Here is a 10,548-nt window from a genome sequence, read left to right on the forward strand (position 1 = left end):
GGAATGTTCCCTGTCCCCGAAGTGGTCCGGTCTTTGGAGCAGGAGGCAGCCTGTTCAATCCGGCATCTTTCAGAATACGCCAGATGTTGTCCCGGTTCAGATGCGGCAGGAAATGCCGCACGACAAAGGTCAGGTCATCCAGGCCAAAACCGGTAGAACGCCGAAGCTGACAGACAATGGCGCGCTCTTCCTCCGAGGCTTTCCAGGCCAGTTTCCGAGGACGGCTGCTGCGGTCCTGGCAGGCGTCTGAACCACGCCTACGCCACTTGCGGACAGTTTCCTCGCTGATCCCGTAGCGTCTGGCGAGCACGGATGTCGATTCCGATGAGCGGGCTATGTCAGCCCGGACGGCCGGTGTCGTGCGTGCCTGTGGATGGATCTGAAGCATCATTCAGTCTCCCTGGAAACGGAAGAAAACCATGAAGAGTAACGCGGTATTGCCCACCCTACATCATCCCAATGACGTCTCGCAACCTGACAGCTAGGCTCAGGACTCATAGCCAGAACAAGACGGTTGCGGCGAGGCAGACTGCCGAGAAGAAGACGGTCGGGCATCTGTCATAGCGTGTTGCGACCCGTCTCCAGTCCTTGAGCCTGCCGAACATGATCTCGATACGGTGGCGTCTTTTGTATTTCCGTTTGTCGTATTTGACCGGTTTTGCACGAGATTTTCGACCAGGAATACAGGGTTTGATCCCTTTCTCCTCCAGGGCCTCTCTGAACCAGTCAGCGTCATAGCCCCGGTCTGCCAGCATCCATTCGGCTGGTGGCAGACTGTCCAGAAGGGCAGCGGCACCAGTATAATCACTGATCTGACCTGCTGTCACCGAGCGGACGTCCGTTCCGGTCGGTGACAGCATGCAGCTTCGTATTCATCCCGCCTTTGGTCCGCCCGATCAAACGGCCTGAGCCCCCTTTTTTAACCGCAGGCTCGAAGCCGTGCGATGTGCCTTGAGATAGGTCGCATCAATCATGATTGTCTGAGGCTCTGCCTTGCCAGTAGCCAGTCCCTCCATCATGCGGATGAATACCCCCATAGCGTTCCAGCGCTTCCAGCGGTTGTAGAGCGTCTTGTGTGGACCGTATTCCCGGGGCGCATCACGCCAGCGCAGACCATTTCTGTTCACGAAAATGATCCCGCTCAACACACGACGATCATCAACGCGAGGTTTGCCATGGCTCTTCGGGAAAAAGGGCCGCAGACGATCCATCTGCTCCTCCGTCAACCAATACAGGTCACTCATCTTCAGTCTCCTCACAGAGGCTGAATCAGATTTCCGCAATCATATCAATGGGTCCTGAGCCTACCAAGCATGCTTTTGACGCGGAATTCAGATGAAGGTTGACGAAATACCTTCTACGGCGTGTCGTCAGTCAAGAAGGATAATGATTGAAGCGAAGCGGTTGCCCGCTGCATCGTTCTATTGCGTTTTGGCGGTATGACCGGGGTAATCCCGCGCTCTGTCGATCGGTCGATCAACCTGTCTGCATCATGCGCCCTGTCGACAAGGAAGGCATCTGGGTCCATGTTTTCCAGCATCGGTTCCGCCCGGTTGGTATCCGCATTCTTTCCCGATGTGATGTCAATCTCCACCGGGTTACTCAGGGCATCGCAAATGGCATGGATCTTTGTAGTCAATCCGCCCCAGGATCGTCCGATGGCCTGACGCGATGAGATCGTGGCCTTCCTGACACGCAAATGGAACGTAGAGCACGAATACCGCCTGATCAAGAAACTCTGGGGTTTCCGCAATAACCGCATGGCTGTCCGTTTTGCCTATGAATGGCATGATGATGCGGGTCGATGGTTCCGGTCTTACGGCAATGAACTGTGGGAATTCGATACCGCCGGGCTTATGCGCCGCCGGGTCGCATCGATCAATGACCTGCCGATAGAGGCCGGAGACCGACTGTTCCATTGGCCTGCGGGAAGACGCCCCGACGATCATCCGGGGCTGTCCGACCTTGAACTTTAATGTCCTGAAGAAATTGCTCCCGCCGAAGTTCTTTCATGATTCTGATCCTTACCATCCCTGTTCGGTGGGCAGAACGAACAGTTCTGCGACATCCATGCGGGATGGTGCGTTCAGGGCAAACAGGATTGTATCAGCGATGTCCTCGCCATCCAGATAGGTCATGGACGCCGCCAGGTCATCCATCTGCCTGCGGTAAGTGGCATCCGTAATCTGCTCGTACAGTTCCGACTTCAAGGCACCCGGTTGGATGCAGGTGACGCGGATATTGTGCTTTGGCCCGATCTCCATCCTGAGTCCATCGGAAAATGCCGCGACGGCGGCCTTGGTGGCGCAATAGACGGCTAGGCCGGTAAAGACTTTCCGGCCCGCAATCGAGGACATGTTGAAGATATGGCCCGAATGCTGTGCGATCATCTGTGGAAGAACCGCCGCCGTTGCATTGAGGACACCGGACACGTTTACGTCCACCATACGCTGCCATTCGTCCACTTTCAGGCTGTCAACGTTGGACAGGGGCATCAGGCCCGCATTGTTGACCAACACGTCAATCCTGCCGAACTGGGTGATAAGCGCATCTGCTGCAGCCTTGCATGACGTCAGATCCGTAACGTCGGTTGGAAGGGCAACGGCTTTGCCGCCTGCCCCGGTGATTTCCGTCGCCAGCGCGTCCAGACGGTCCTTGCGCCGTGCTGCCAGACCGACAATCGCCCCCTCTGTTGCAAGTTTGCGTGCTGTTGCAGCGCCTATCCCGCTGGAGGCTCCGGTAACAAGGGCGACCTTACCTCTGATACTCATGATAATCTTCACCTATTCCGTTTAAAAAAGAACGAGAAAACAGGTAAAGACCAAGGCAGATGGTTTCTGTCGTCCTCTTGCTAAAACCATTGTGATTTTGCGTTTTTGTGAGTTGGGCTGGACAATTCACGGCACGCCTGAAAGGGAAACCGGATGCCTTACCCGCATCGTTCTTCGCTGCATGCCGCCTGTTATGCCCTCGAGGACCGTATTCCGGGCCGGAAGATCGGGCAAAGCCAAGGAGGGGCATGGAAAGAGGCCGAGGCACAGATATTCCGCCGGCCGCAACACGAGGATGAAGTGCTGGTCCCGGCCGTGGCCGAGCCCTTGCTGGTCTGGATCATCTCGGGAGAAGCGCAGATCGAGGAACGAGAACTGACCGGTGAATGGACGAAAAGTGAGGTCGGATCCGGATCATTCTTCCTGACACAGACCAATGCGCCTTACCTCATGCGCTGGCAGGCCGATCCGGACCGTCCGTTTGAAGTCCTGCATCTTTATCTGGGCCTTACTCTGGTCAACCGGGCTGCCCAATCGTTGGGGCTTAATTCGTCCCGGCTCTCCATGCGCGACATTTCCGGTGTTCAGGATGCATTCATCTCTGGCGTCATGACAGGTCTGACAGCCGAGATCCAGACACCTCATTCGGCCAGTTCGCTATTTGTGAATGGACTTCTGGAAAGTCTGACCGTCCATCTTCTGCGTCATTATGCCCAGACACAGCCTTCGCCCACACCCAGACCCGCACAACTGCCAGCGTGGAAGCTGCGCAAGGCGCTGGATCATATGGAGGCCCATCTCGCCGAACCGTTCGATCTCGATTTTCTGGCCGGGTTGTGCGGGATGAGCCGGTTTCATTTCAGCCGGTCATTTCACAACACCATGGGGCAAAGCCCGTCACGCTGGTTTATCCGACGGCGTGTGGAACATGCGAAAAACCTTCTATCGCAGACCAACAGGTCCATCATCGAGATTGCCCTGACCAGCGGCTATGAGAGTGCGAGCCATTTTGCACAGATGTTTCACAGGGAAACCGGCATCAGCCCACGCGACTACAGGAAGCTATGACATCATCGGAATGGATATGACTGTCAAACGGGGATGCAGCGAAAGAAGATGCCGCGCGCCAGACAAGCGGGGTAAATGACTACACCCTGATGGCCAAATCGCTGCTCCCGCCATCAACCAAAATTGTCGTCACGCCTCTGCGCGAGCGGGTTTGCAAGAGCGGGATCTGTCGCATTGGTCTTCAGCAAGCCCCTCCTCCTTTTCGCCTATTTCCCGTGTATTTCTTGCGACACATCGCGCTGTCCTTTTCCCGACGATCTGCGGGACAGAAAACGCGCCAAAGCTGGCCCGGTGACCAGAACACAGAAAAACCGGGCGACCTGCATGGCAATGACGAAAGGCATGTCCACTTTTGTGGTCGAGGCGATAATGGAGACGGAATCAGCTCCACCAGGGCTGGTTGCAAGATAAGCCGTCAGCAGATCCACATGCGCCAGCCGGGCAAGTATCAATGCAAAGCCGCCACACACCGCAATCAGCGCGAGGATGGAACCCAGCACGCGTGGAAAGACACGTCCGGCATAAGCCAGCACGTCTGGCGTAAACCGCATGCCGATGCCCCACCCGACCAGGACATAGGCCGCGACCAGCAGAAAATGCGGCTGTTCGATCGGCAGATGAGCACCAAGCCTCGCGGCCATCCCGATCCCCATGGGCACAAGCAGTCCCCCGGCCGGCACGCGCAGACGGGTTCCCACGGCGCTCCCTGCCAGTGCGATCACCAGCGCCAGTAAAGCCCCCTGCCATGAGAGGGTCTGTGCCACGACCAGCGGGGCGGACGGCGTTCCGGCTACGCGCGCAACAACAGCCGCAATGACGGCGCAGCAGGCCACGCGCAGATATTGCATGAAGGCGACGAGCCGCATATCCGCCCCGTATGATTCCGCCATCAGGGTCATGACCGTGGCCGCACCGGGTGATGAACCCCAGATCGCGGTATTGCCGGGTAGCAGGCGCGAGCGTGTCAGCAGCCAGCCGAGAAGGGCTGCCGCAGACAGGGTAGAAAACGTACCGGCAACAAAGACCGGCCAGCTGGCTGCCATTTCGTGAAAGATCGAGGCTGAAAGATAGCTGGCGATCATGACCCCGACCACGCCCTGTGCGCCGAGAAAGGCCCAGCGGGGAATACGGACCGCACTACCCCGTGTGGCCAGTACGACCGCCGCCCCCAGTGGTCCCAGCAGCGGCGCGGCCGGCAGGCGTAAGACGGCCAGAAGCATACCGAAAACCAGCGAAAGCAGCGCCAGTAAGCCCCATCGCCCGGTCAGCAGCCACGCTGATGGCCCCACCCTCACCGCTTAACCGCCAAACACGATTGTATCGGAAGGCAGCACGCGTGCAATCCGCGGGAGGATCGAGCGGACGGAAACATCATGAAGGTCTGCTGACAGGCTAGTGCAGAGATCTTCGGCGATGACAATATGGTAGCCAAGTTCCCAGCCGTGCCGTGCGGTGGATTCAACCCCGAAATTCGTAGCAATACCGCCCAGCACGACCGTCCGGATGCCCCGCCTGCGGAATTGCAGGTCAAGTTCCGTGCCGGTAAATGCCCCCCACTGATGTTTGGTGATGACGATATCGCCGGGTGCTGCCAGCCCATCGGCCAGGTGCGCCCAGTCCGTTGGCAGGCCGCCTTCCGGCGGGCTTAAGGGCTGGTCGGCCAGACCCGGTGGCGCGTCGGCAAAGTCAGGTGCAAACGCGACCCGAACCAGTACGACCGTAGCACCTTCATCCCGGAAGCGAGCAGCAAGCGATTTACCGCTCTCCAGCACCTGCGACGATGGCCGCGGGGCGGTTGGCAGGGCAAGTATGCCATTCTGCAGGTCAATGAGGACAAGGGCTGTGGTTCGCGGGTCAAATCTGTTCACGGATCGGCGCCTTCCGGGATCTGGATACATGGTCGGGTCAAACATCGACCGGCAATGGAAAATCGGTTATGCGAGGACTGTCTCGCATAAAAGAAAGTTGAGGGTACCCTCGCATTATGTCAAGCCCGCCCCGTTCATCACCACTCGCGCCCAAGCGGCAGCGCGGACGCGACCGCGTTGAAGCGATCCTTACGGCCGCGACAACGGTCTTTGGCGAGAAATCTTACGAGGCGGCGACAATGACCGAGATCGCTGCCCGCGCCAGCACGGCAATCGGTTCGCTCTACCGTTTTTTCCCGACCAAGGACGTGCTGGCCGCCGCAGTGCTCGAACGCTACGGCGCGCGGCTCCTGCATGCCCTGGATGAGTTGGTCGACCGCGATCCGCCGCTGTCGCCACGTGATGCAGCAGAAGGACTGCTGGACATCATCCAGCGTCTGCGGACGGAACGCTCAGTCGTCCTTTCCCTGCTCGACAGCGGGATTACCCTGCCAGATGGGACAGGAACGCTCCGCAAGGCGCTGATCGGGCGCATGAGCCAGTTATTGTCACGGCTGGGTGGTTCTCCGGGTCCACATGACGAACGGGCCGTGATGCTGCTGCATCTGGTCAAGGCGATCTTTGCCCTGCCACAGGATCTTTCGGTCCCCCGCCCGGCCCAGGACAAGGAAGCCATTACGATGCTGCGGCTCTATCTGGAACATGCGGTCGCCTCCCGCTCATCCGGGTCAGAGGTCGCTCCGTAACCTCTGAATCCGCACACAGCCGATCGATATCTTCAGCGATCGCGTCATCTGGATTGAACGGGTCTGCTTTTCAAAGCATAACTGACTATAATGCGGTGAAAATCGAGCTTTGACTCTCCAACTGTTTCGCGAAGGTCAGAGAAACGCATCAAGCCGATGCAGCAGTTCTGCCGGTGCTTCTTCCTGCGGACTATGACCACAGTCGATCGCGTATCCCCGCACGTCCACGGCTTTTTCGCGCCATGTCTCGACAACGTCATATAGCGCGCCCACGGTGCCACGTGCACCCCACAGAGCCAGTAATGGGACCTCAATCCGCCTGTCTGCATCAGTCGCATCATGGACCAGATCGATGCCTGCTGCAGCGCGGTAGTCTTCGCATGCTGCATGACGCATTGCCGGGTCGGCGTAGCATCGACGATATTCGGCCATGACACGCGGATCGACCGATCCTGGTATCTTGATCTGTCCTGCAATGTGGCTTTCGAGAAAAAAGTCCGGATCCCCGCTGATCAGCCTTTCAGGCAAGGGGGCGGGCTGGATCAGAAAAAACCACCAGAAATAGCGTCGGGCGAATTCCATATTGGTCCGGGCATACATCGTTGCTGTCGGTGCGATATCGATCAGCACCAGTTTTTCCACCGACTGCGGCGCATCCAGCGCCATGCGGTGCGCCACCCGTCCGCCCCGGTCATGCCCGACAACCATGAACCGTTCAAATCCAAGCTGGTGCATGACGCCAACCTGATCAGCCGCCATGGCCCGCTTGGAATAGTTGGCGTGATCCGCCCCACCTTCAGGCTTGGCGCTATCGCCATATCCCCGCAGATCTGGGGCCACGATGGTAAATCGTTTCGCCAGTGCGGGCGCAACCTTGTGCCAGGTCAGATGCATCTGCGGATGACCATGCAGCATGAGCAGCGGCGGTCCGTTTCCGCCGGTAGCCGTGCGGATCCGCACGCCATTCACCTCGATATCCCGCCAGCTAAAGCCCGGCAATAAATCGGGGAATTTCCTGATTGCGGTCATGCTTTCACCTGCATTCGTCCAGTGGCACACAGCAAAAAAGCAGAATATCAGGAAACCAGTATTTCCCCTGATGAAGACCTGTTGATTATCTCCCTGCCGCGACTCACAACGGCGTCACTGGGTAGATCAGTTGGGATATCCGAGAGGGTCGATTCGCAGAGCCTGCGGAAATAGACAGGGCTATGTCACGCGTGATCACAGACGTCAGCCCCCAGTGTAACCACAACATCCAGATGAGGACTTTGGCGGGCGTAGCCCACGCCACGACATTATCCCGAGAGACCGTAAAACGTACATCGACGGAGCCAGCATCTCAGCGCGCTACCCGACCAAGTGAAAGTTCTGAACACCTGTTCCAGCCTACATTCCCGCCAGAGTCCTCATGGAGTTTCTTTCAGAGGCAAAAACTGAGGACTCTGGCGGGAACATGCGACGCGCAAGGTTAATTTCTGAGATATGCCAGAAATCTGGAGCCGAAACAGATCGCAAAACGGCCCTCGAAGTGAGGACTCTAGCGGGGTTTTGTGCGCCAAAAACAGGTTTATCCGCCGAACATCAAGGAAAATCGGGCTGTTAGAAGCCTCCTAACCTGAAAATTTCTCAGTTTTGAGGACTTTGACGGGGCGCCAAATTAGCGCTATCTGCAAATCGAGGACTCTGACGGGAAACTTGATGCCCTCAGAGATACCGATTCGCTACACCTCCCTTTTGCGAGGTGACCAACAGGGTACTGAGGACTGTAGCGGAAAAACTGAGGACTCTAGCGACACGTGCTTACGGAGCAAGCACGATTCGCATAAGTTATCCCGAGGACACTAACGGGACAAACTAATATTAGAATACAATTAGTTTTAACTAGTATTAGATCCCGCTACAGTCCTCAGAGACATTCTGAACAAATCCGTGCATCATGGACGCAGAATCGAGCCAACATACATATGCCTAGGGGAGCCATGATGGCGGAAGTGCATGACTTGCTTCAGGAGCATGGTCGACAGCATGTACTCCAGCTAGACATGGACCGCCGCGTCGTTGATGCGGCCGCCGCATATCTGACGGACGAAGATGCCGGACTAGGTTTCATGTATAGCGGCTGGGCACAAGCACCGCTCCCACATAAAAAACAACCCGACTCTGCACCTTGGCAAGTTCGCACCGACAGAGTTACCCTTCTCGTAGAACCAGGTCGACGAACGCTTCCGAATGGGGAACTTCAATGGATTGGTGTCCCATACGGAAGTCGAGCCAGACTTATACTGCTATATCTGCAAACCGAGGCTCTAAGAACCCAGAGTCGCGAAATTGAGCTCGGAAAGTCGCTTCGCGACTGGCTTAAGAAGATGAACATCTCTCCTGGCGGCAAAACGATAGCCGACGTAAGAGAGCAGGCACTCCGCATCACGCGCTGTCGTCTCACTTTCGAGGTCCAACAAGCAGGAAAGTCAGCATTAGTCCAACAACTTATAGTCGATAAGGCACTGTTTACGGAAGATGGCGAGGACTCTAGCGGGGGACAGCTTTTAGCGCGGACGAAGCTAAGTGAAACATTCTACGATCAGCTTCGTCGACATCCTGTTCCTATCCAGGAATCCGCAATTCGAGCGATCAGTAAACACTCGATGGCTTTAGACATATATTGCTGGCTTGCATATCGGCTGCATGTCCTCCAGAAGGACACGCCAATCACTTGGAAGGGTCTTCACGCCCAGTTCGGCGCTGGCGTAAAACGCCTAGACCATTTCCGTGATACCTTCTGCGCTCAACTCAACTTGGCGCTAGCAGTATATCCAGAGGCGGTAGTCAAACTGAGTGCTGTAGGTCTGACATTAGTTCCCTCACCTCCACCTGTTGAGCCAAAACGCACGGTAGTCACGTTTCCTAGGTCCCGCTAAAGTCCTCACTCAAAGTAGACGATGAAAACATCTGCGTCGCATAGAGGCAAATCAGTAGACTAATTGCGGACGAACAGTCGACGGACCCGCTATTTGTCGACAAGGTTCGGGATATTGTCGGTCTTTACATGTCGCCACCGAACCGCGCGATCGTGCTGTGCGTCGACGAGAAATCCCAGATCCAGGCGCTAGACCGCGAACAGCCCGTCCTGCCCATGGTACCGGGCGTGCCGGAACCACGTACCCATACCTATCTCCGGAACGGTACGACGTCGCTGTTTGCAGCCCTCGACATCGCAACAGGTGCGGTAATCGGCAAATGCTACAAACGTCATCGTACCATGGAATTTCTCGATTTCCTGAAACGTATCGCCGCCGAGATCCCTGATGACCGGGATGTTCATCTCGTGATGGATAACTACGCCACACATAAAACGACCACGATCAAGACGTGGCTCGCCCGCCGCCCGCATTGGCATGTTCACTTCACGCCCACCTCGGCTTCCTGGATCAATCAGGTAGAGCGCTGGTTCGCCGAACTGACGCGCAAGCAATTCCAACGCGGCGTGCATCGGTCAACAACTGCACTCGAAGCCGACATCACAACTTTTATCGATGCACATAACAAAAACCCACGGTCGTATCGGTGGGTCAAATCAGCCGACCAGATCCTCGCCTCGGTGAAGCGCTTTTGTCATAAGACAATGAGCCGAACTTCAGATTCAGGTGACTAGTACTAGGCACTCTCGCGTGTAGTCGTCCTCAACGGTCAGCACGCGGAAGCGACATCCGTTGTCCAGCGCTAATTAGGACCGTCGGGCACCGGCGTCGGCGAGTAGGTGCCCATTTCCTGTTTCAGGACACCACACTAATGGACCGACAACCCTTCCTTGCGATACAACCGGAACAGCTTTTTGTGGATCAGGATTACTCCTTCGCATTCCAGAAAGATGTGCCGACCCTGATAGGGAAACTGGCATCGTTCGCCCGCAAGGTGGCGCGGTAGGCCGCGCACCTCGGTATCGCATGGACGGTACGACGCATAGCGCTACGTCCTCGGGTCGACGGTGATGCGACTACAGGCCCGCCCCCGCCGTTGCGAGATGGGGTGGTTGCCGTCCTCCCCGCACGGCATCGCAATGTGCCAGAATGGTCGTTGGAAGAAACGACTGCG

Annotated in this window: 9 protein-coding genes and 4 pseudogenes; 5 read left to right on the forward strand and 8 right to left on the reverse strand. The window is 56.9% G+C overall.

All coding sequences use genetic code 11. The features are described 5' to 3' along the window. From DV027_RS16240 to DV027_RS18195, 3 genes and pseudogenes are all read right to left on the reverse strand, one after another. Positions 1-388, reverse strand: a 388-nt coding sequence (locus DV027_RS16240; RefSeq protein ID WP_165399227.1) for a transposase, incomplete at its 3' end; no start/stop codon positions are given. Between the two features lie 106 nt (positions 389-494). Next, a pseudogene (locus tag DV027_RS16245) lies at positions 495-1,244 on the reverse strand (IS5 family transposase). Positions 1,245-1,357: 113 nt separating this feature from the next. Continuing rightward, a complete protein-coding gene (locus tag DV027_RS18195) occupies positions 1,358-1,762 on the reverse strand; it encodes a transposase (RefSeq protein WP_082084931.1) in 405 nt (134 codons plus the stop codon). Here DV027_RS18195 and DV027_RS16255 point away from each other — a divergent pair. After that, positions 1,668-1,976, forward strand: a pseudogene (locus tag DV027_RS16255) (DUF1348 family protein); the annotation flags it as partial. The gene DV027_RS18195 and the pseudogene DV027_RS16255 sit on opposite strands and share 95 nt — an antisense overlap. 48 nt (positions 1,977-2,024) lie before the next feature. Here the strand turns inward: DV027_RS16255 and DV027_RS16260 are convergent. Then, positions 2,025-2,783: an SDR family oxidoreductase gene (locus DV027_RS16260; protein ID WP_007400709.1), complete on the reverse strand. Its 759-nt coding sequence runs from the start codon at positions 2,781-2,783 to the stop codon at positions 2,025-2,027. Between the two features lie 141 nt (positions 2,784-2,924). On the opposite strand from DV027_RS16260, the gene DV027_RS16265 reads away from it, so the two are divergent. Next, positions 2,925-3,839, forward strand: a complete 915-nt coding sequence (locus DV027_RS16265; protein ID WP_087609040.1) for a helix-turn-helix domain-containing protein — start codon at positions 2,925-2,927, stop codon at positions 3,837-3,839. A 206-nt stretch (positions 3,840-4,045) separates the two neighbouring features. Here the strand turns inward: DV027_RS16265 and DV027_RS16270 are convergent, their stop codons facing one another. Beyond that, on the reverse strand, positions 4,046-5,134 hold the full coding sequence (locus tag DV027_RS16270; RefSeq protein ID WP_239019511.1) for an AbrB family transcriptional regulator: 1,089 nt from the start codon (positions 5,132-5,134) through the stop codon (positions 4,046-4,048). Between the two features lie 3 nt (positions 5,135-5,137). After that, positions 5,138-5,707, reverse strand: coding sequence for a hydrolase (locus DV027_RS16275; RefSeq protein ID WP_087609073.1), 570 nt, complete (start codon positions 5,705-5,707; stop codon positions 5,138-5,140). A 116-nt stretch (positions 5,708-5,823) separates the two neighbouring features. Here DV027_RS16275 and DV027_RS16280 point away from each other — a divergent pair, with 116 nt between their 5' ends. Continuing rightward, positions 5,824-6,453: a TetR/AcrR family transcriptional regulator gene (locus tag DV027_RS16280; protein ID WP_087609039.1), complete on the forward strand. Its 630-nt coding sequence runs from the start codon at positions 5,824-5,826 to the stop codon at positions 6,451-6,453. A 135-nt stretch (positions 6,454-6,588) separates the two neighbouring features. Here the strand turns inward: DV027_RS16280 and DV027_RS16285 are convergent, their stop codons facing one another. Then, positions 6,589-7,482: an alpha/beta fold hydrolase gene (locus tag DV027_RS16285; RefSeq protein WP_087609038.1), complete on the reverse strand. Its 894-nt coding sequence runs from the start codon at positions 7,480-7,482 to the stop codon at positions 6,589-6,591. A 953-nt stretch (positions 7,483-8,435) separates the two neighbouring features. Between DV027_RS16285 and DV027_RS16290 the strand changes: the two genes are divergently transcribed. Continuing rightward, entirely contained in the window at positions 8,436-9,374 is a 939-nt protein-coding gene (locus DV027_RS16290; RefSeq protein ID WP_087609072.1) for a replication protein RepA, read from the forward strand. Between the two features lie 77 nt (positions 9,375-9,451). Then, positions 9,452-10,108 (forward strand): annotated as a pseudogene (locus DV027_RS16295) (IS630 family transposase); the annotation flags it as partial. Here DV027_RS16295 and DV027_RS17965 read toward each other — a convergent pair. Then, positions 10,103-10,476: pseudogene (locus tag DV027_RS17965) on the reverse strand (IS3 family transposase); the annotation flags it as partial. The pseudogenes DV027_RS16295 and DV027_RS17965 sit on opposite strands and share 6 nt — an antisense overlap. Positions 10,477-10,548: the final 72 nt, after the last annotated feature.

The sequence above is a fragment of the Komagataeibacter xylinus genome, assembly GCF_004302915.1.
Taxonomy (GTDB): Bacteria; Pseudomonadota; Alphaproteobacteria; order Acetobacterales; family Acetobacteraceae; genus Komagataeibacter; species Komagataeibacter xylinus_C.

What these genes read in the sequence shown, in the direction of transcription:
- DV027_RS18195 (WP_082084931.1), bottom strand. Translation starts at nt 1,762, where the DNA reads ATGCGGTTATTGCGGAAACCCCAGAGTTTCTTGATCAGGCGGTATTCG.
- DV027_RS16265 (WP_087609040.1), top strand. Translation starts at nt 2,925, where the DNA reads ATGCCTTACCCGCATCGTTCTTCGCTGCATGCCGCCTGTTATGCCCTC.
- DV027_RS16280 (WP_087609039.1), top strand. Translation starts at nt 5,824, where the DNA reads ATGTCAAGCCCGCCCCGTTCATCACCACTCGCGCCCAAGCGGCAGCGC.
- DV027_RS16285 (WP_087609038.1), bottom strand. Translation starts at nt 7,482, where the DNA reads ATGACCGCAATCAGGAAATTCCCCGATTTATTGCCGGGCTTTAGCTGG.
- DV027_RS16290 (WP_087609072.1), top strand. Translation starts at nt 8,436, where the DNA reads ATGATGGCGGAAGTGCATGACTTGCTTCAGGAGCATGGTCGACAGCAT.